At 61.7% G+C, this 22,157-nt stretch carries 11 protein-coding genes and 2 pseudogenes; 6 read left to right on the forward strand and 7 right to left on the reverse strand.

What is annotated here, in order from left to right:
• The coding region (locus ACPYOI_RS26610; RefSeq protein WP_481423586.1) for a GAF domain-containing sensor histidine kinase at positions 1-3,173 on the forward strand (3,173 nt) is incomplete at its 5' end.
• A gap of 156 nt (positions 3,174-3,329) precedes the next feature.
• Here ACPYOI_RS26610 and ACPYOI_RS26615 read toward each other — a convergent pair.
• The 7 genes and pseudogenes from ACPYOI_RS26615 to ACPYOI_RS26645 all read right to left on the reverse strand — a co-directional run.
• A pseudogene (locus ACPYOI_RS26615) lies at positions 3,330-3,838 on the reverse strand (OB-fold nucleic acid binding domain-containing protein); the annotation flags it as partial.
• A 45-nt stretch (positions 3,839-3,883) separates the two neighbouring features.
• Positions 3,884-4,088, reverse strand: a pseudogene (locus ACPYOI_RS26620) (hypothetical protein); the annotation flags it as partial.
• Positions 4,089-4,230: 142 nt separating this feature from the next.
• On the reverse strand, positions 4,231-5,106 hold the full coding sequence (locus tag ACPYOI_RS26625) for an autotransporter outer membrane beta-barrel domain-containing protein (protein WP_481423587.1): 876 nt from the start codon (positions 5,104-5,106) through the stop codon (positions 4,231-4,233).
• The gene (locus ACPYOI_RS26630; protein WP_481423588.1) at positions 5,070-5,498 is read right to left on the reverse strand and encodes a hypothetical protein; all 429 of its coding nucleotides are present in this window, start codon (positions 5,496-5,498) and stop codon (positions 5,070-5,072) included. Before ACPYOI_RS26630 ends, ACPYOI_RS26625 begins: the two co-directional genes overlap by 37 nt.
• An 18-nt stretch (positions 5,499-5,516) precedes the next feature.
• Complete coding sequence (locus tag ACPYOI_RS26635) at positions 5,517-5,774, reverse strand: Ig-like domain-containing protein (protein WP_481423589.1); 258 nt, start codon at positions 5,772-5,774, stop codon at positions 5,517-5,519.
• 84 nt (positions 5,775-5,858) lie between these two features.
• A complete protein-coding gene (locus ACPYOI_RS26640; RefSeq protein WP_481423590.1) occupies positions 5,859-6,533 on the reverse strand; it encodes a response regulator in 675 nt (224 codons plus the stop codon).
• Between the two features lie 156 nt (positions 6,534-6,689).
• The gene (locus ACPYOI_RS26645; RefSeq protein WP_481423591.1) at positions 6,690-8,132 is read right to left on the reverse strand and encodes a sensor histidine kinase; all 1,443 of its coding nucleotides are present in this window, start codon (positions 8,130-8,132) and stop codon (positions 6,690-6,692) included.
• 408 nt (positions 8,133-8,540) lie between these two features.
• Between ACPYOI_RS26645 and ACPYOI_RS26650 the strand changes: the two genes are divergently transcribed.
• The 5 genes from ACPYOI_RS26650 to ACPYOI_RS26670 all read left to right on the forward strand — a co-directional run bounded on the left by ACPYOI_RS26650 (position 8,541) and on the right by ACPYOI_RS26670 (position 22,018).
• The gene (locus tag ACPYOI_RS26650; protein ID WP_481423592.1) at positions 8,541-15,611 is read left to right on the forward strand and encodes a peroxidase family protein; all 7,071 of its coding nucleotides are present in this window, start codon (positions 8,541-8,543) and stop codon (positions 15,609-15,611) included.
• A 67-nt stretch (positions 15,612-15,678) separates the two neighbouring features.
• Positions 15,679-17,415, forward strand: coding sequence for a type I secretion system permease/ATPase (locus ACPYOI_RS26655; RefSeq protein ID WP_481423593.1), 1,737 nt, complete (start codon positions 15,679-15,681; stop codon positions 17,413-17,415).
• Positions 17,416-17,426: 11 nt separating this feature from the next.
• Entirely contained in the window at positions 17,427-20,048 is a 2,622-nt protein-coding gene (locus ACPYOI_RS26660) for a cadherin-like domain-containing protein (protein ID WP_481423594.1), read from the forward strand.
• Between the two features lie 29 nt (positions 20,049-20,077).
• Positions 20,078-21,364 (forward strand): HlyD family type I secretion periplasmic adaptor subunit, encoded by a 1,287-nt coding sequence (locus tag ACPYOI_RS26665; RefSeq protein WP_481423595.1) that lies wholly within the window; start codon positions 20,078-20,080, stop codon positions 21,362-21,364.
• A gap of 312 nt (positions 21,365-21,676) precedes the next feature.
• Positions 21,677-22,018, forward strand: a complete 342-nt coding sequence (locus tag ACPYOI_RS26670) for a hypothetical protein (protein WP_481423596.1) — start codon at positions 21,677-21,679, stop codon at positions 22,016-22,018.
• Positions 22,019-22,157: the final 139 nt, after the last annotated feature.

A 22,157-nucleotide genomic window follows, 5' to 3' on the forward strand; every position in this document is an offset into this window, starting at 1 on the left:
ACCGCGCCGAGTGCGAATACCTGACGGGGGAACTGGCATCTGCGGAAGAACGGCTTGCGATGCTGTCACGACGCGCCCAGACTACCATCGATCTCGCCGCTGTCACCTGCGTGCGCCTCAATCTCTACACTAACCTGGACCGGAGCGACAGCGCGGTAAAAGTGGGCCTCGAGTATCTCCGGCGGCTTGACGGCCAGTGGTCGCTGCACCCGACAGCGCAGGATGTCGGGCAAGACTATGATCGGTTGCTGCAGCAGATAGGATCGAGCTCGATTGAAGCCCTGCTCGACCTCCCGTCGATGGCCGATCCCGACCAGCGCGCGACGATGGACGTGCTTACGGCGCTTGCCTCGCCGGCCATGTTCACCGATTTGAATCTGTTCCGGCTCGTTGTCTGCCGGATGGCGACCCTCAGTCTTGATAATGGCAACTGCGACGGATCATGCTACGCTTATGTGTGGCTGGGTGGCGTCCTCGTAACTTATTTCGGAGACTACCACGCAGGACACCGTTTCGGCAGACTTGGCCTGGATCTGGTCGAGAAGCGCGGGCTCGACCGGCACAGCGCCCGCGTCTACCTGGTCTTCGCCGTCCATGTCGCGCCCTGGCTACAGCACCTGCCGACCTGCCGCGTCTTCCTGCGGCGCGCCTTCGAGGCAGCGCAGGAGACCGGTGACCTAATTTATGCGGCCTACAGCCGCGCTGACCTGATCACGAACCGTCTTGCCTCCGGAGATCGGCTCGATGACGTCGAGCTGGAGGCCGGGAATGCGCTCGAATTCGTGCAGAAAATGCGGTTCGGTCTTATCAGCGACCTGATAGCCGCTCAGCTCAGGCTCATCCGGATGCTCCGTGGGCTGACGCCGGACTTTACCTCCTTTAACGAACCGGACTTCGACGAGAGCCGGTTCGAGCAGCATTTGGGGAGCAATCCCCAGCTGGCCATTGCCGCGTCCCGATACTGGATTCGCAAGCTGCAAGCGTTCGTCTATGCCGGCGACAGTGCATCTGCCGTCGCGGCTGCATCGAACGTTGCGCCTCTGCTTTGGACGGTGCCGTCTCAATTCGAGTTGGCTGAATACCATTTCTACGGGGCACTTGCTCGGGCGGCGCGCTGCGATACGTCCCTTGGCGAAGAGCGGCTCCGGCATTTGGAAGCGCTGGCGGCTCATCACCGGCAGATCACGCTCTGGGCGAAGAATTGTCGGGAGACCTTTGCAAATCGCGCCGAACTGACAGGCGCCGAGATTGCCCGGATCGAGGGCCGCGCACTTGACGCCATGAACCTTTACGAACAAGCCATCCGTTCGGCACAGGCAAACGGCTTTGGCCATAATGAGGCGCTCGCCCATGAGCTCGCCGCGCGATTCTACCAGACACGTGGCTTCGACGAAATCGCGCATCTCTACCTGCGAAACGCCCGTCACTGTTATCTCCGCTGGGGCGCGGATGGCAAGGTGCAGCAACTCGACGAGATGTATCCGCGCCTCAGAACGGACGAACCCGCGCCCGCTTCGACGAGCACTATGGCCGCGCCCATCGAGCACCTCGACCTTGCGACCGTAATCAAGGTGTCGCAGGCGATATCAGGCGAGATCGTACTGGAGAAGCTCCTCGAAACGATTATGCAAACCGCCATTGAACAGGCAGGTGCCGAACGAGGTTTGTTGATTTTGTCGCGCGGGGCTGAACAGCGCATCGCCGCAGAAACCACGATCAGCGGGAAGGCGGTGATCACGCGCCTGCGCGACGAGCCCATGGCCGCCGCCGTTCTGCCGGAGTCAGTGCTCCACTATGTCCTACGCACCGGGGAAAGCGTTATTCTCGACGATGCCGCTGGACAGTCCCCGTTTGCCGCCGACCCGTATATCCGCAAGCGGCGGGCCTGCTCAGTCCTCTGCCTGCCGCTGCTCAATCAGGCCAAGATCATTGGTGTGCTGTTCCTCGAGAACAACCTGGCCCCTCGGGTATTCGCGCCGGCCAGGATCGCGGTGCTGAAGCTGCTCGCCTCGCAGGCGGCTATCTCGCTGGAGAATACGCAGTTGTACCGAGAACTCGCGGAACGAGAAGCCAGGATCCGGCGGCTGGTCGATGCCAACGTCATAGGGATTGTCATCTGGGACTTGGACGGACGTCTGATCGATGCCAACGATGCGTTTCTCCGCATGGTGCAGTATGATCGCGAGGATTTGAACGCAGGGCTTCGCTGGTTCGACATGACGCCTCCCGAATGGCAAGAAGTGCACGCTCGGAGTGAACTCGAAGAGCTTCAGTCGACTGGCACCATGCAAGCTCGCGAAAAGGAGTTTTTCCGTAAGGATGGCAGCCGGGTACCTGTGCTGATCGGCGCAGCCGCATTCGAAGGACGATCGGATCAAGGCGTTGCCTACATCCTGGACTTGACCGATCTCAAGCGGGCGGAAGCAGAAGCCCGCGAGAGCGATCAGCGATACCGGCAGGTGCAGATGGAGCTGGCACATGCCAACCGGGTCGCGACCATAGGGCAGCTTACCGCTTCAATCGCCCATGAGGTCAACCAGCCGATCGCTGCAACCGTCACCAATGCCCAGGCCGCATTGCGCTGGATGGACAAGGAGCAGCCGGATCTCGCGGAAGTCCGCAAGGCGCTTGATCGGATCGCCAGGGACGGCAGACGCGCTGGCGAGGTCATTGGTCGCATACGCGGACAGATCAAGAAAGTGCCGCCAGAGCGAGACATGCTCGACATTAACGAGACAATCACCGAAGTGATCGGCTTGGCCCGGAGCGAAATCACCAAGAACGGAATAAAAGTGGAGACGCAGTTCGCCGATAACCTGCCGCTCTTGCATGGCGACCGGGTGCAACTGCAGCAGGTGATCCTGAACCTGATCATCAACGCCACTGAAGCCATGGCCACCATCGATGGGTCGCGAGAGCTGCGGGTTCGGACGGCGAAGGAGGGCGCTGACTGCTTGCGCGTGGCCGTGGCTGATACAGGTCCTGGCCTGGGACCGGAGTTGCTCGAACGGATTTTCAGTCCGTTCTACACGACCAAGCCTGGCGGCATGGGCCTCGGTCTGTCGATCTGCCGTTCGATCGTCGAAGCGCATGGAGGTCGATTGTGGGCTGAGGCAGATAATCCCCACGGCGCTGTCTTTCAATTCACCCTGACTTGTGCCGGCTTCACCTGATCTGCCGCTTTGCAGCTAACCGCAAGATATAAACATCTTCAGTAAGATAGCCCGTCCGTAACTGATAGGAGGTTAATAGGGTCCTTCCTCATTTTTTCGTACAGTGGTGGCTCTTAAACGTATGCGAACCGACGACACGCTAGTCGCATTAGAATTTTAGTGAAAAATCCGCGCTTTGATCTTCAGCGTATATGAAGGTCCGGCACGAACATGTGCGCGGGCAACAACCGGCTTCGGCTTGTCCCGTGGATCCGGCCCACCGCCTCGGGCGAACTCGTCGCCGCGATTTGACGGCAGTTTGAACTCATCGCAATCAGCAAGGCCCACAAGGTCGCCTGACAAGTCGAAGAGCTGCTGCGCGACAAGATGGACGGCCTCCCCTTCCCGCTGGATCCGGCCATTGATCGCCATCATAGAGGATCCGAGGACGATTCGCCGGCGTTTTTCAAGGAGTGTCGGCCAGACGGCAAGGTTGGTCGGCCCGGTCATCGTCCTCGGTAGTGATGAACATTACGCCTTTGGCCGACCCGGGCTTTTGCCGAACAAGCCGGCGGTATAGACCCACCGCCCGTCCCTCAAATTCATCGCCTCGGCGCATGTGATGATGTTGCGCGCCGACAGATCCTTGCGCAGAAAGGCAATCGGATCTGCCGCAATGTCAGCCCGGGCGGTAGTCTTCGATGACGTTAGCGTTGCACGCTTGTAGGTGGACGATCAGCTTTTCCATCTTCGAAATCAGCCCTCGTTCTGATTTCGTCAGGTCGCCGACCGGGACGCGATCAGGCAACACCCGCCGCCCTTCAGCATAGAGCGACAGCAAGGTCGCGATCGCGGTAAGCAAAGGATCGTGCCGGCGTTGTGAGCAGAACGTGAGTGACTTAAGAAACGCCCGGCATATTTGCGGACGGTCGCATGTGGTGAAAACTCATCGAGACGGACAATGCCGAGGTGCCGGTCCGGTGGGCGGCGGCAAAGACCTGCAAGAACCAAAAATGCGCCATCACTGTTCCAGCGCATTCGAAAGAAGAAGGGCGGGCGCTTGCCCGGGCTTTTGTAATTAGAACGTGCTGCTGACGCCGGTTTTGGCGCCGACGGATTTCTGTCCGTCGCCTTCGATGTTGAAGAGCAGACTGGCGTCGACCGCCCATGCGTTCTGCGTCTGAAGCGATAGGCCGGCCGAGACCGAGCCGAATGTCCGGGAGCCATCAAGAGAAGAGAAGCCGCCGGCTGCGCCGAGCTTGAGTGTCAGCGTCATGTGATTATCTAGCGTGAATGACCGCGCGATCTCCGCTCCCAGGCTGACGCGGAACTGTTCCTCGTTAAAGCCCTCGATACCGATCTCGTCGTCCGCGCTGTTCTTTACCGCGTAATCGTCGACCGTTTCGGAGAAGTAGACGACCCGCAGCTTCGGCGTCAGTGTGGCCGCCTCGTAGAGCCTCCATTCCCCCTTGATCGCCGTGTCCACCATCCAGCGCGTCGTGTCGAATGTACCATCCCAGAAGGTTGTGTCGATGTCGTTGGCCGAACCGCCATAAAGAAGGCTGGTATCCCAGAAGACGCCCTTGCCGATTTCCAGCGAAGCATAGGGACCGGCCAGCCAGCCATTGCCAGTCAGTTCGGCGTCATCATCGGTTGGATCAGTCATCCGGTGGAAGTGGAACGACAGGCCGACGAGCGCCTTGTCGGTCAGCAGGTAGTCCGCCCCCAGGTTGATGATGCCGAAGCTGCCCCATCGATTGTCGTTCTGCTCGCGATTGTGCATCATGAAGGTGCCGTCGATCCAGATATTGAACGGCGAAGCATAGCCACCAGAGATGCCGTCGGCGCCGTCACGAGCCGCTTCCATCTGCGCAAGGCTGGTGAAGAAGGACGTCGTGATACCCGTTTCTGAAGGTGTCATGCGGGCGGTGACCGAATCGGTGGCATTCTCCATCTGTCGCCGTTCGAAAGGCCCGGCACCTTGATGGTGGACGAGATCGTGTTCTGGCGGTTCTGGACAAAGCCATGCACGAGGGTGTCTATATCGGCTGCCACCTTGGCAGGATCGTAACCGAGTTTGTAGGTGACGACGCCGGTGTTGGAAACGCCGAGCGCGCTGGTCAGCCTGAAGCCGACCTTGACCGTACCGGAGTAGCCCGGGTTGGGAACAAACTTCAGGTACCAATGCAGCGGTGGCGTTGGGCCAACAGCAGCGAACTCGCCCCGGATGAGACCTGCGGTACCGGCATTGGCCGGCTCCACGAACGTCAAGTCCGCCTTGGCGAACGGCCCGCCGGTTGCGCCTTCTTCGAGGTTGACGGTTGTTGGCGTGGAACCCGCCAACAAACGTCGAGGCTCTTGTCCCTAACGGTGACGGCGCGTTCCGTCACCTTGAGCGTATAGCTTGCGGTTCCGGTCGCGTTGCGGGCATCGGTTGGGTGCGGCCTGCCCGACGGTGACGGTGATGGCCGCTGAGGTGGCGACAGCATTGTTGGTATCGCCGAGATATTTGGCGGTGATCGGGTGGTATCCGACGGCAAGCGACGAGGTGGTCAGGGTTGCGGTCGAACTGGACAGGTTGCCGGTCCCCAGCGAGGTCGTCAACCCTTGACAGAAGCCCACCGACGTTCTTTCAACGACAGAAGCGACGCGAGAGAGGCATTTTTCACTTCATAGGGGGAGATTAACGCACCTTGGACATCGCTCTCACGAGAGCAGCATCGAGGGCGCCGCTCCGACATCCGCGGGCATCTGCAGCTTCTGGGCGGCAAGAACCACCTCGACGCGATTGCGGGCGTCGAGCTTCTGCATCAGCAGCGTCATGTAGTGCTTCACGGTCTTCTCGCTGATGTCGAGCATGCTGGCGATTTCGCGATTGGTCTTGCCGAGCAGCAGGGAATTGACGATCTGCTCCTCGCGGGCGCTCAGCCGCTTCTGCATCTGCGCCTTTCGGCGAAGTTCCGCAGTCTTCATCGACAGGATCACCTTAGTGGCGAAGCCGGGCGTGATGAAAGTGCTGCCATCATGCACGGTCTTGATCGCTTCATAGAGATCCCGCGCCGTGCTGCCCTTCAGGACATAGCCGCAGACTCCGAGATTGAGGACCTGGATCGCCGTGTCGATATTAGCCGTGGCGGTGAAGACGACGACCTTGGTGTCTTCGTAATTCTTCTGGATCACTTCGAGCGCCGCGAGCGTGTCGCCCGGCATGCTGAGATCAGTCACCAGAACGTCGGGACGGTGCTCCTCGACGATCTTAAGCGCATCGATGGCGTTCTGGCCGCGCGCGGCGACCCGGAGATCATCTTTTGCGGAATAAAGATTAACCAGTCCATCCAGTAATATTGGATGATCATCAACAAAAGCGACCGAGATAGACATGATGACGAATAACCCCCTCGTCTGCTTATCCAGTAGCTCTAATGTAATCAGGGCCAAACATAAAGCTGGATTTTAATGCTTGGTTAACTTCATCGCATTTCTGTCCATTCGAGATCTATGCTTAGATTCACCTATCAATTTAGACAATTCCCGTCCTTAAGCATCAGATGCATCGGGCTGTTGAAGTTCCAGCGTCATCGCCAGTGTCATCCCGCCCTCCCCTCGCTTTCTGATCGAAAGCGCGCCGCCAAAGCTCTCGATGCGTTGGCGAAGTCCATAGAGCCCCATTCCCCCTTCGCGTGCCGCAAGCGGCGGCATCCCCGGAGGCAATCCGTCATCTTCGACCGAAATCGCAATGACGGGCATGTCGATACGACATCGGACACGCTGGCCGTTGCCGCCGGCATGGCGATAGGCATTGTTCAGACCTTCCTGGACGAAGCGGTAGATGCAGGTCTTCAGTGCCGGCGGCAGATCGGCGTTCGTGCCGCTGGAGACAAACGCGACCCTCGTTCTCGTCCGGGTCTCATGCTGCTTGATCGCGTCGGCAACCACATCCTTTGCCCAAAGATGCAGGATCTCAGGTAGCAGCAGGGACTTGGTCACGGTGCGGGTTTCGGCCATCGCTTCGCTTAGCGCCTTGCTCGTCGCATCGAGTGCCCGGGCGCACTCGTCCTTCGTCGTCAGCTCCCGCAATTCGTCGAGCTGCAGTATGGCGAGCGTCATGAGTTGCACGGGACCGTCGTGCAGATCAGCTCCGACGCGGCGTATGAAGGTCTCGTTCATGTTGGCGAGCTCCATCGACGCGCGCCGCGCCGTGTCCCGGAGCTCCATCAGCTCCTTGGAGGTCAGCTCCGCTTCCTCGGCACGATGCCTCAGAACATGCCGCTGGCTCTCGATCGTCCGGCTGCCGCGCCGGACGATGAGGAACAGGCCGAGCATCACGACGCCGGAAAACAAGGCGACTGTCGCCCAGGTCGCACTTCGCAGCCGTGCAAGCTCCCCGACGAATCCCGTCGGTTCCTCGTGGATCTCAGCCACACCGATAATGCGCCCGGACGCCTGGTCGTGCAGCGGGCTGTAGATCTCGAGATATTGAGTGTTGATGTTCCTGAAGGTGTGCTCGGCGGCCTGCAGGTCTGCATAGATCGCAACGATCTCGCCCTTCAGCGCGCGCTGCAAGCCGTCCGGAAAGTCAAAACGCTGACCGATCATGGGCTTGGATCTCGAATAGGCGACGGTCCCGTCAGATGCCCATATTTCGAGATGCGGGAACCGGGCCCTGAAGTCCGGGTCGTCGAACAGCGAATCCAGAAGCGCGATGCTGGCGGGCGGAAGAACCTTCGATAGCGCCAGGCCCTGGACTTCGGCCTCAGTCAGGCTCTGGACCAGCAGGGCGGTTGTCCCGGCTTTGCCGTTCAGCGCCTTGTCCGACACCAGCCGCGTCGTCAGATAGCCGGCCCCTAAGGTGGCGATCAAAATGACAAGACCGCTCGCAATCAGGAACTGCGTCGAAAGCGTTCGCTGGGCCACCCACCGGATGACATGCGTGAACAGCCGCGAGCGCTGCTCAACCGGCTCCTTCACCTCTTCATGCACGTCAATATCCCCACCCTAAAAGTATTCACTCGGCAAAATTTCCCAACGCCGATTAGGCCTCTATCGTCGCAGTATTGGCGCACGAAAGAAAGGACCATTTTTGTAATATATGCGCATAGCAATGTTATCAGACCAAAGGCCAATTCATCATTGGACTTTGCGCCGGGAGTAACAAGGACCGAAGACCTGTTCCCCCCGTGGACGAACATCGAAAACATCGTCCGACCATGCGCCGTTCAAAACCCAGGAAGTTTTCCGCAAGATCGCATCATCCCAAGCCAGCCGTGCAAGGCGGGCTTTTTGAAACGTCAGGGGCAATTCAAGGCGCCAGCGTCGCAGAGCGATCCGGCGGACAGGACAAGTTTGCGAAAAACCAGGCGCGGGGACAGCGCGCCGCAGGAGGGGAAAATGGTAACGCTGGTAAGACACGATCTCGAATTCATCCTGAAGCAGATCGCCATAGCAGAAGCCCATGCGGCAGGTGGCGACCTCTCACAACTCGTCGCCGAAGCTGGCGAGGCAGCTGGAGCGACCGGCACGGGTGCGCCGCAGGCGCATCTCCTGCCCTACGGTCTCAGAACCGTCGACGGCAGCTACAACAACCTGCTCGATGGCAAGGAGACTTGGGGCGCGGCCGACCAGCCGTTCACGCCGCTGGTGCAGCCTGATTACCTCAATGAAAACGACGACTCGTTGATGTTCGGGACACCGGCCAATCCGGTTTACCTCACCAACGGCAATTATACGCCGGGCGCCGACACCGGCAGCCCGATGCTGGCGGCAGGCACCGTCGTCGATGCCGATCCGCGCATCATCTCGAACCTGATCGTCGATCAAACCAGCAACAACCCGGCCGCGATCATGGTCTATGAGACCATGCTGGCCGAAGGCAAAACCGCTACCCGCGCCGAAATGAAGGACGCCGAGGGCGTCACCATCGTTCATCCGGCCGACGTCATCGGTCTGGACGGCTCGGTTCTCGCCGCCGCCGGCACGCCTGTCTATGTCTATACTTTCGAGAACGTCTCGCCCGATATCGGCGATTCCGCGCCTTACAACTCGATGTTCACGCTGTTCGGTCAGTTCTTCGACCACGGCCTCGATCTCGTTGCGAAGGGCGGCGCCGGAACGGTCTATATTCCGCTGGCGCCTGATGACCCGCTCTACAATCCGGCGACGCCGCATACCAATTTCATGGTTCTGACTCGCGCCAGCCGCGGCGCCGACGGCGAAGTCGCCGCCAACACCACGACCCCCTGGGTCGATCAGAACCAGACCTATACCTCGCACGCTTCGCATCAGGTCTTCCTGCGCGAATACGTGATGCATGAAGGCAAGCCGGTTGCCACAGGCAATCTGCTCGACGGCGACCGCGGCCTGCCGACCTGGGCCGACATCAAGGAACAGGCCCGCACGATGCTCGGCATCGACCTGACCGATGCCGACGTCACCAACATTCCGTTGCTGCGCACCGATCCTTACGGCCGGTTCATCCCGGGCGAGAACGGCTTCGCGCAGATCATCACCGGTATCGGCGCCGACGGTATTCCGAACACGGCCGACGACATCGTCGTGTCAGGCACGCCCGATGCTCCGGTCAGCACCGCCGCCGCTGTTCGCATCGGCCACGCCTTCCTTGACGATATCGCTCATGCAGCCGTACCAGTTGTGGTGGATGGCGCCCTGCAGGCCGACAGCGACGACGCCGTCGGCTACTCGGGCGGCTTCAATACCCGCGGCCAGCAGACCAGCTACGACGACGAGCTGCTCGACGCCCACTACATCACCGGCGACGGCCGCGGTAACGAAAATATCGGCCTGACCTCGATCCACCATATCTTCCATTCGGAGCACAACAGCGTCGTCGAACAGACGAAGCAGGTGGTTCTCGACAGCGCCGACCTCATCTTCCTCAACCAGTGGCTGCTTGAGCCGCTGACAGCCCTTCCGACGACGCAGGAAGAAATTGACGGCCTCGTCTGGAATGGCGAGCGTCTCTTCCAGGCCGGCCGCTTCACCACGGAAATGCAGTATCAACACCTCGTCTTCGAGGAATTCGGCCGCAAGATGCAGCCGGATATCGATGCCTTCGTCTTCGAACCCTCAACCGATATTAATCCGGCTATCTTCGCCGAGTTCGCCCATGCGGTTTACCGCTTCGGCCACTCGATGCTGAACCAGGATATCGACCGTCTCGTCGAAGACCCCGACGGCACCTTCAGCTTCGACAACATCACACTGTTCGACGGCTTCCTGAACCCGCTCGAACTCGGCGCCGTCGATGCCTCGGGCAATGTCGTCGTCGACCACGACCAGGCAGCCGGCGCCATCATCCGCGGCATGTCCCGTCAGGGCGGCAACGAGATCGACGAATTCGTCACCGACGTTCTGCGCAATCAGTTGGTCGGCATCCCGCTCGACCTTGCGGCGCTGAACATCGCCCGCGGCCGCGACGTCGGCCTGCCGACGCTGAACGAAGCCCGTGCGCAGTTCTATCAGGCAGCCGGTCAGGACACGCAGCTAAAGCCCTATGTCAGCTGGACGGATTTCGCGCTCAACCTGCAGAACACTGCATCGATCGTGAATTTCATCGCGGCCTACGGCACGCACTCATCGATCACGGGCGCAACAACACTCGACGCCAAGCGCGCGGCAGCCGCATCGATCGTGCTCGGCACGGCGGGCGCACCGGCCGACCGCCTGGACTTCCTCAACTCCACCGGAGCCTGGGCGACCACCGAGACGGGTCTCAACGACATCGACCTCTGGATTGGCGGCCTTGCCGAGAAGAAGATGGATTTTGGCAGCATGCTGGGCTCCACCTTTGCCTTCGTCTTCGAACTGCAGATGGAAAACCTGCAGGAAGCCGATCGCTTCTACTATCTCTCCCGCGTCCAGGGCTTGAACCTTCTCAACGAGCTGGAAAACAACTCGCTGAGCAAGATCATCATGCGCAACACCGATCTCGGTGACGGCTCGACGGCCCTGCCGGGCGATATCTTCTCGACGCCTGACCATACGCTCGAAATGGACATCTCGAAGCAGGTCGGTGCCGACCCGACCTTCAGCGATCCGATCCTGCAGGCGTTGACCCCGCTGGTCGTCCGCCGCGACACCGATGGTGATGGCGACCTCGGCTACATGGCCTATCACGGCGGCGATCACGTCGTCATGGGTGGTACCGAGGAAGACGATACGATCATCGCCGGCGAAGGCGACGACACGATCTGGGGCTATGGCGGCAACGACACGCTCGAAGCCGGCTATGGTGTCGACCACGTTCATGGCGGCGATGGCGACGATATCATCACCAATGCCGGCACGGATATCGGCGCAGCCGACTTCCTGCATGGCGAAGGCGGCAACGACGTCATCCATGGCGGCAGCGGCCTCGCACTGATCTTCGGCAACGACGGCAAGGACTTCATCATCGCAGGCCCTGACGGCAAGCACGTTCTCGGCGGTCTTGGCGACGACTTCATCCGCGGCGGTGACGGCGGCGACTTCCTGATGGGCAACGAAGGCAACGACTGGATCGAAGGAGGTGGCCGCTTCGACACCCTGGCGGGCGAAAACTCAGAGCTGTTCTTCAACTCGTCGATCATCGGCCATGACGTTCTGAACGGCGATGGCAGCGACACGGACTACGACGCCGAATCCGGCGACGACATCATGTTCCAGGGCGATGGCATCCAGCGCAGCAACGGCATGGCCGGTTTCGACTGGGCGATCCACAAGGGCGACGATACGGCGGCCAATTCCGATCTCGGCATCCCGCTCTTCGTCACCCAGGAAGCCTTCATCCTCCGCGACCGCTTCGACCTGGTCGAAGGCCTCTCCGGCTGGATCCATGACGACGTCCTGACCGGCCGCGTCTCCCCGACCAATGCCCGGGCGGAACTGCAGAACACAGCCGCCATCCCCGGTACCGGCAGCCCGCTTGAAAGCTATTCGAACGCGCTGCTTGAGAAGAACTTAAGCCTCATCGATGGCCTGGCTGCACTTGTTGCACATCGTGCTCGCACAACTGTGACGGTCAACGGCGTCACCGAGACGATCGTCATGGATACGGCCGATGCTTCCGACATCCTGCTCGGCGGCGGCGGAGATGACGTTATCACCGGCCTCGCCGGTGACGACATCATCGACGGCGACCGCTGGCTGAACGTCAGGATCCGCATCAGCGATCTCAGTGGCAGCGAGATCGGCTCGTCCGACGGCCTCTCGAAAATCGTCTATGCCGCCGACGGCAGCAAACCCTTTGGCGACCGGACTTTGAGTGATCTCATGTTCGACCGCACCCTGAACCCGAGCCAGCTCGAAATCGTTCGCGAGATCCTCGACGGCGAGGAAGATGGCGACGTCGACACCGCAGTTTATACCGATGTCCGCGCCAATTACACAATTACGCAGAATGCGGACGGCAGCATAACCGTCGCCCATACTGGCTTCGATGAGGGTGCCGGTCCGGATGGCGACGAAGAGACGGTCGGCAATCCGGTTTCTGACGGCACCGACCGCCTGTTCAACATCGAGCGGCTGCGCTTCTCGGACGGCGAATATTCGCTCAGCCCTCCACACCTTCAGCTCTATACCCTTGATCGCGGCCAATACCGCGACGACTTCAGCCCGTCCAACTATACGGGCTCCGACGGCACCACGCCTTGGACATCGTCCTGGGTCGAAAGCAGCGACAACAACAGCGCCACAAGCGGAGATGTTCTCGTCACCGGCGGCACGCTCCGCTTCGACGAGGATGGCAATGGCGCCAGCGTGCAGCGTAGTTTGAACCTTGCCGGAGCAACAACGGCACGGCTGAGCTACGACGTGGCAGAGAGTGGTCTCGATCAGGGAGACGCCGTGACTGTCTGGTTCGCGGCTAATGGCACCAACTTTGTGCAGATCGACACCATCAACTCGGCGACCAACAGCACATCGCGCAGCATCGACCTCACAGGCCCGTTCTCGGCGGGTGCCGTCGTTCGCTTCACGTCGACCTCACTCGGCAACAACGATATCGTCAATATCGACAATGTGACGATTGACTTCACCCGCCCTGCGGCGACGCCGTCAGTGAACTACGCGGCGAGCTTCGTCGAGAACGGCGGCCCCGTTGCGATTGCTTCCGGCCCCGCCATCACCGATGAAGACGGCCAGATCGTTTCGGCGCGGATCGTTCTGACCAACGCCCAGAACGGCGACCTGCTGACAGCAGGCACGCTCCCGGGAGGCATCACGGTGCAGACCGACACGTCGGTTGCAGGGCAGATCGCGATCACGCTGACCGGTACTGCCTCGCTCGCTGCCTACCAGGCGGCGATCCAAACCATCACCTTCGGCAACACTTCGGATCAGCCGGGAACCGTGCCGCGTGTCATCACCGTCACCGTCAACGACGGCCTGATGAATAGTAACCCGTCAACGGCGACGATTTCGGTTACCGCGAACAACGATGCGCCTGTTGCAGGCAACGACAACATCATCACCAACGTGGAAACCGGCAGCTTCACGGTTCCAGAATGGGCGCTGCTCGCCAACGACACTGATGTTGATAGCCTTCTCAACATTACCGGTGCCACTGAGAACCAGACAAATTTCGCGGTCTCGGTCAACCCGGCAGGTGATGTGAATGTCACGCATTCGACGACGCAGCAGCGGAGCTTCACCTACACGGTGAGCGATGGTGCGGCGACCGATACGGCAAGTGTCTCCGTCACCCGCGACACCAACGATGTCAGTGGCACGGCCGGCAACAACGTCCTGATCGGCGACAACGGTGGCGACACGTTCGATGGCGGCACGGGCAACGACATCATCCTGGCGGGTGGCGGCAGTGACACGATCGTCTGGAACGCCAATAATGGCGCAACCGATGGACGCGACATCGTCGATGGCGGCGCAGGCACCGACACGTTCGACCTCAACGGCCGCAATGGCCCGGGCGGCAACGAGACCTTCCGCATCTATACGCGGCAGGCGGCAGAGCTTGCCGGTATCACCGGGCTGATGGCGACCACCGAAATCGTCATCACCCGCAACGGCACCGACAATGCCTCCGTCATCGCCGAGCTCGACAATATCGAGGAGATCACCGTCGGCAACATCACGCTTGATGACGGTACGCCGACAGGCGGGGTGACGGGTGGCGACACCATCACCGTCATCGGCGATTTCTCGCAGACCAGCCTGGCGCTGAACACGATCACCATCGACGGCACCGACGGCGACGACGTGATCGACATCTCGGCACTGCAATCGGCACACCGCATCGTCTTCCGCTCGAATGGCGGCAACGACACGATCGTCGGCACGCTGCGTCCGCAGGACGTCATCGAACTGCCGGATGGTCTAACCGCAGCCGACTTCGAAACCACGGTCGATGAGGAAGGCCGCACCGTTATGACCCGCGACGGCAGCTCGATCACCTTCGTCGCTCCCGAGGGCTCCGAGCCGCCGGTTGGTTCCGACGACGACGACCATGAGGAAGAGGAGGAAGACGACGAACAGGAAGGCAGCGGCAGCAGCGACGATGATGACGACGACAACGGCGAACAGCCGTCCGGCGGCGAAGATCCGGCGCCGTCCGCCCCCCGCACGCTGATCGGAACCGGCGCAGGCGAAGCTTTGCTCGGTGCGGCCGCAGCCGACATCATCCTGGCAGGCGATGGCAACGACATCCTCGTCGGCGAAGCCGGCAGCGACATCCTGCGCGGTGAAGGCAGCCACGACCTCATCACCGGCGGTGCCGGGGCTGATGTCACTTCGGGCGGCGACGGCGACGACGAAATCCATGGCGGCGCCGATGCCGACCATATCTTCGGCGACGCGGGAGCCGACCGGCTCTACGGCGACGATGGCGATGACGTTCTCGAAGGCGGCGCGGGCGACGACCAGGTATGGGCCGGTGCCGGCAACGACCTCATCCTTGCCAAACTTAACGATGGCTCGGACACTTACTGGGGCGATGACGGCCAGGATACGCTCGACTATGCCGCGGCCACCGGCAACCTCACGGTCGATCTCGGCAACGGCTTCATGGGCAGAGGCAGCGTCGCCGGATCGAGCACCGGAACGGATACCGTCTATGGTTTCGAAAACTTTATCGGCGGGTCCGGCCACGACACGATCACCGCGTCGCGTGCCGTCAACATCATCGATGGCGGGGCTGGTGAAGATATCTTCCGCTTCACCTCGGCTGCGGCGGCCAATGGCGACAAGATCTATGGCTTCCAGCCGGGAGACAAGATCGACTTCTCAGCGATCGACGCCAACACGTCGGTTGCAGGCGTCCAGGGCTTTGCGCTGAAGGCGGGCTCGATCACCGCCGCAGGCCAGATCGCCGTCAGCCACGAAACCATCGACGGCGAGGCCTTCACGGTGCTGCGCGGCAATGTCAACGCCGATCCGGAAGCCGACTTCGAACTGATGATCGCGGGCACCCACAACCTGAAGGCAAACGACTTCAACGGGGTCTCCTGATCGATGGCTCTGCCCATGGCCGGTGACGGCCATGGGCATGCCGAATGAATTGCCGGAGGGGAAAATCATGGCAACGAAGAAGAAAGAGCCGCAATACAAGATCGACAAGGCGCGCGGCATCCTGACCTATCTGTTCGGCCTGTCGGGGCTTATCAACATCCTGGCGCTGACAGGCGCCTTCTACATGCTGCAGATCTACGACCGGGCACTCGCCAGCGGCAGCATCTCGACACTCATCGCTCTCTCCGTTTTGGCGATCGGCCTCTATCTCTTCCAGGGCGTTTTCGACATCCTGCGCTCGCAGATCCTCGTGCGCCTCGGCGCCCGGATGGACACGACGCTAGCGCCGCTGACGCACCAGGTCGTCGTCGAAATGCCGCGTTACGGCTATTCGACCGCCGAAGCCGCCGAGCGTGGCCGCGACGTCGATACGCTGCGCAGCTTCCTGGGCGGCCAGGGCCCGATCGCTCTCTTCGATCTGCCATGGATCCCCATCTACCTCGTCTTCGTCTGGCTGCTGCATCCGGTTCTCGGCATGCTGACGCTCGGTGGTGCGGCGGTTCTGGCAGGGCTGACCATCCTCGCCGAAGTGCTCACCCGCCGCCATGCGCAGACGATGATCAAGGCGGCGGTCACCCGCAATGCCGTTCTCGATTCCAACACCCGCAACAGCGAAGTCCTGCATGCCATGGGGATGACACAGCGCGCGGTCGACCGATTCGAGCGGGCCAATCGCTATCACCTCGAGCACCAGACCAAGACCTCCGACATCGGCGGCACGCTTTCGGGTCTCTCCAAGGTGCTGCGGATGATGCTGCAATCGGCGATCCTCGGCCTCGGCGCCTATCTGGCGATTGGTGGCGAACTCTCCGCTGGGGCAATCGTCGCCGCCTCGATTGTCACAAGCCGCGCACTCGCCCCCGTCGATCTGGCGATCGCCCAGTGGAAGAGCGTCGTATCGGCACGCCGCAGCTATAATCGCATCCAGGAAACGCTCGCCGTTCTGAACGGCAAGGACGAATTCATCCCGCTTCCGGAGCCGCGCGAGAGCCTGAGGATCGAAGGGCTGACGACAGTTGCCCCGAGCACCGGCGCCGTCCTCCTCAGCGAAGTCGGCTTCGAACTGAAGGCCGGCCAGGCACTCGGCCTAATCGGTCCGAGCGGCGGCGGCAAGACGACGCTGGTCAAGAGCCTGCTCGGCATCTGGCCGGCGCTGCGTGGCTCGGTCCGTATCGATGGCGCCGATCTCGGCCAGTGGAACGCCGATTTCTTCCGCGATCACGTCGGCTATCTGCCGCAGGACGTGGCGCTGATGGACGGCACGATCTCCGACAACATCTGTCGCTTTGCCGAGGAGCCCGATCCGCGCAAGATCATTCTTGCGGCGAAGGCAGCCGGCATCCACGATATGATCGTCCATCAGCGCGACGGCTACCAGACCGAGCTCGGCCCGCATGGCACGGCGCTTTCGGCCGGTCAGCGGCAGCGCGTGGCACTTGCCCGTGCACTCTACGGCGAGCCCTTCCTGGTGGTGCTGGACGAGCCGAATTCCAATCTCGACGCCGAAGGCGAAGAGGCGCTGACCACGGCCATTCTCTCGGTCCGGCGCCGCGGCGGCATCGTCGTCATCATCGCTCATCGCCCGAGCGCGCTGCAGGCGGTCGACATGGTCGGCCTGGTGCAGAACGGCAAGCTCGTCTCGTTCGGCCCTAAGGAAACGCTGCTGCAGCCCAAGGCCCGGCCGCTTGCCGTCGAGAAATCGTTTGGCGGCGACCGTGCGCCGCGCTCAACGGCCGCGGAATAAGGGGGAGCGTCATGGAGGAGAAGCTCACCCGTGGCCTGCCGGATACGCAGGCGGCGATCGCGCCGATCAACAAGTATCGGGAGAAGGAAGAGACCAAGCGCGGACCGCGTAAGTTCTTCGTGCCCCTGACGGCCTTCTCCGCGCTCGCCATGATGCTTGCAAAGACCGAGCCCGGCGCCCGAAACCAGCAACCGGAACACAGGGAAAAGGACGTTGAGCCGCCCTCGCGGGGCGATTACGAAATCATCGAGGACGTCACGGCCTTCCTCCAGACGTTGAGCGACGAAGAGCCGGCAACGGAACCTGCCGAACAGCAGCCGTCCGTGCGCGTCAGTTTCCGCACGACCCTGTACTTCGCGTCGGAGCTGCCGCAACGGCTGCAGCGCTCGGTCGCAAACGTGACTGCAAATGACAATTTCCGCCGTGTCATCGATACCGGCGAAGGCTTCGAATTCCCGCCGCTGCTACCGCCGGTGAACTTCGATTTTCCGTCGCGCGCGACGCAAAGCAACGCCGGGCATGCCGGGACGCCGGGCAGTGATCAGGGCGGCGATGACGATGCCGATCCGAACAGGGCACCCGTGAGCCTCGGCCGCCATATCTTTTCCAGCGGCTTCGTCAATCTCTCGGCCCTCGTGCTGCTCGACGATCTGCTGGCAGCGGTCTACGACCCCGACGGCGACAAGCTGAGCATCAACGACATCACGGTGTCGAGCGGCCAGATCCGTGCCTATGGCCAGGACATGTGGATCTATACGCCGCAACGCGGCTATGTCGGCGACGTGAGCTTCACCTACGACGTCTCCGACGGCGCGGCTGAGACCCGCACCGGCGCGGTCTTCAGGCTCCAGAAAGCCCCGCCGCATGAGCTGCAGGGAACCAGCGGCGATGACATCCTGACCGGCACGCCCGGTGAGGATCTGATCTCCGGCCTGGGTGGCGACGACGTGATCTATGGACGCGAATCTGCCGATGTCGTTCTCGGCGATGGCGGAAACGACGTCATTCTCGGCGGCGACGGCAACGACACGCTTCATGGCGGCGCGGGACATGACACGCTCTTCGGCGGAACCGGCGATGACGTGCTTTTCGGTGACGATGGCGATGACCGCCTCTTCGGTGAGGCCGGCAACGACATCCTGATCTCCGGACGCGGCAATGATGAGCTGAGCGGCGGCACTGGTACCGACCGGCTGTTCGGCGAAGACGGCGACGACACGCTGATAGGCGAAGCCGGAGCAGACTATCTCGACGGCGGCGACGGACACGACACCCTGACCGGCGGCAGCAGCAACGACGTCGTTATTGCGGGCAAAGGAGACGATGTCATCAAGGCGGGCTTTGCTGGCGAAGAGGCCCGTATCGCTGCGGTCGCGGGACATGACGGTAATGACACCTATTCCGGCGGCGATGGCTTCGACATCTACGACGTCGGCAACGCCCTCAAGTCAATCGCTGCCGACCTGTCGAAGGGCACGGCGAACGGCGACGAGATCGGAACCGACGGCCTTACCAGCATCGAGGGCATCCGGGGTGGCACGGGGAGCGACACGCTGACCGGCAGCGACGGCGCGAACGAGATCGCCGGCGGCGCGGGTAGCGACCTGCTCTGCGGCAAAGATGGCGACGACATCATATCCGGTGGTAGCGGCAATGACGTCTTCGTCGTGCTCGCCCGCGCCGGCGACGACGATGATTGCGATGACGGCGATGATGACTATGACGGCGGCGAAGGTTTCGACACGCTCGACCTGGCGGCACTCGTCCAGGAAGTCGTCGCCGATCTCGAAGCGCAGCTGGCCGAAGGACAGGAGATCGGCCGCGACACGATCGAGGGCTTCGAAGCCGTTATAGGTGGCCGCGGCCACGATCGCCTTTCCGGCAACTCGGCTGCCAACATCTTCGTCGGCGGCGATGGCAACGACCGCCTTTCGGGACGCGACGGCGATGATGTTCTGACCGGCGGCGACGGCAACGATAGCGTTTCGGGCGACAACGGCGACGACATCGTGCTCGCCGCGGTCCACGCGGCCGATGAAGGCCGGGATGGGCAAAGCGATGGCGACGACAGCTACCAGGGCGGCAACGGCTTCGACACCTACAGCGCCGCAGGCGCGGTCCACGCCGTCGTCATCGACCTCTCTACCGGCCGCGCCGCCGGCACCGATATCGGAACCGATACGCTTGATGGTTTCGAGGCTGCGATCGGCGGCAGCGGTGCCGATGTGATCGTCGCCGGCGACGGCCTGAATTTTCTGGCGGGCGGCGCCGGAGACGACATCTTCGTCTTCCGCAGCCTCGCCGCACTGGAAAACGACGGCGATGGCCGCGACGAGATCCGTGACTTCGCAGTCGGCGATCGGATCGATTTCTCAGAAATCGCCGCCAATATCGGCGGGCTGGTCTTCGCCAACGCGGACGCAGGTGGTCCGCAGCCATCGCCGAACCGCATCGTACTCTATCACGAGAGCTTCGAGGGCGCGGACCGCACGATCGTCAAGGCCATCATCGATTTCGACCGCGACGAGGACTTCGAAATCCTCCTCTACGGCCGCCACGAACTCACGGAACAGGATTTCATCCTCGCGGCACGCGAGGCAGGCCCGCACGGCGTAGCGCCGCATCAAGCCTGATCAAGAACAACGAAAATGAGGGAAAGCGCATGCAACCGGCAAAGAAAGAAACCCAGAAACAGTTCGGCATATCGGGGCGCATCTATCTGTCCGCATTTCTGGCGGGCGCGCTGGTCTTCGGCGTCGGCGGCTGGGCCGCGCAGGCGAAGCTCTCGGGCGCCGTCATCGCACAGGGCCAAGTGGCGGTCTCGCAGCAGGTCAAGGTGATCCAGCACCGCGACGGCGGCATCGTCTCAGAGATCCTCGTGCGCAATGGCGATGCCGTCCGCAAGGGCGCCGTCCTCTTCCGGCTCGACGAGACCCAGACCCGCGTCGAGCTGGCGATTGTCCAAGGCCAGCTGCAGCAGATGCTGGCAATGATGACCCGGCTCACCGCCGAGCGCGATGGCGCCGGTGCGCTTGATTTCACCGGGCTCGACATCCCCGCTCCGCTCGTAAACAGTGAGACAAAGCTGTTTCGCGAGAACCTCGGCATGCTGACCAACCAGAAGGAACAGCTGCGGCTGCAGACCATACAGCTGGAGCAGCAGGTTGCCGGCTACCGGGCGCAATCGCAGGCGAACGAGCAGGAACAGGCGATCATCGATCAGGAGCTCCAGAAGGCCAGCACCCTTCTTGCCAAGGGACTGATCCAAGTGGCACACCAGCGCGATCTCGCACGTCAGAAGGCGCGGATCGAAGGCGCCAAAGGGGAGCTGATCGCCCGCATGGCGGAGACGGAGAATGAAATCAGCGAAGTCCGCATCAAGCGGCTTTCGCTGGACCAGAACCACCGCAAGGAAGCCCAGACCGAGATCGTCGCGCTCGAAGCCAAGGTGGCCGAGCTGAAGGAGCGGGAGATCGCCGCGCGCGATCGCCTGACGCGCATGGAAGTGCGCGCTCCGGTCGATGGCCTGATCTACGACATGCAGATCCACACGATCGGCGGCATAGTCGGCGCCGGCGCGACTGTGATGTCCGTCGTCCCCGACAGCGAGGAGATGAGCGTTGAGATCCAGGTGCCGCCGGCCGATATCGACCGCATCGCGCCCGGCCAATCCGCCCGCATGCGCTTCACCGCCTTCAATCAGCGTACGACGCCGGAATTTCATGGCACCGTGGATATGGTTGCCGCCGCGACAGCGACAGATCGCACGACAGGCCGGCCCTATTATCTCGCGACCATTGCACCTTCCGATCTCCTGCAGCTCGGATCTAGAAAACTCATGCCCGGCATGCCTGTCGAAGTCTATGTCCAGACGGAGGAGCGCAGTGCCCTCTCCTATCTGGCCAAACCCTTTTCGGATCAGATGATGAGGGCGTTTCGCGAGGAGTGATTGGCGCCCGCAAAACGTATCGGCAGGCGCGTGGTCCGGGAAAACCGCCACTGCCCCGGGCCGCCTTTGCAGGCTGGCGGACCGCAGGGCCAGCCGTTCACCGTCGTGCGCGCCGATTGCCGACGCTTCCTCTTCGTCGTCGTCAGCCAATTACCAGTCGTTATAAAAACGATACCTGCTACCAAATTGAATGCGGGGACAGATCCTGCAAAAGTGACAATCTCGCCTGACCAATTCCGTCGAGCCACCTGTGCTTGGCATCCCGGGGTCGGCGGACGAGCGCCCTAGACACGCATTCGAAAGGACGAGTAGATGCCCACTACAGAAGCACCCGCCGTCACCGACGGCGACCGTATCGGCCCGGCCGACATTGCCGCCGCACTGACGCGAGCACCCTTTGCCTACGCCGACGGCGCGACGCAGGTGTTCACGCCCGATGGGCGCACCGTGTACACCGAGAACGGGACCCAGTCGTCTGGAGAATGGAAAGTAGACAATGACGGACAGTTCCAGTCGTTCTGGCCACCGTCGGAGTACACTATCTACGATGTTTCCTGGATAGCCGGTCCTGACGGCGAGGTCGTCGGGATCAGATTCGCCGACCCAAATCGAGGAACAACATTCGACGGTCGATACACGCCGGAGCTCGCCTGAGTTCCCGGGTTTGTTGGAACAACACGGTTGGGCAGGTCGGTCGGCGCATTGTGACGAACAATATGTAGGACTGTGCCTCGGTGTGGCGTCTTGCCGCCACCGTTGTTGTATTGCGGGTGGGTTACCATATTATGGCCAT

The organism is Rhizobium sp. SVR5-2C (assembly GCF_056755115.1).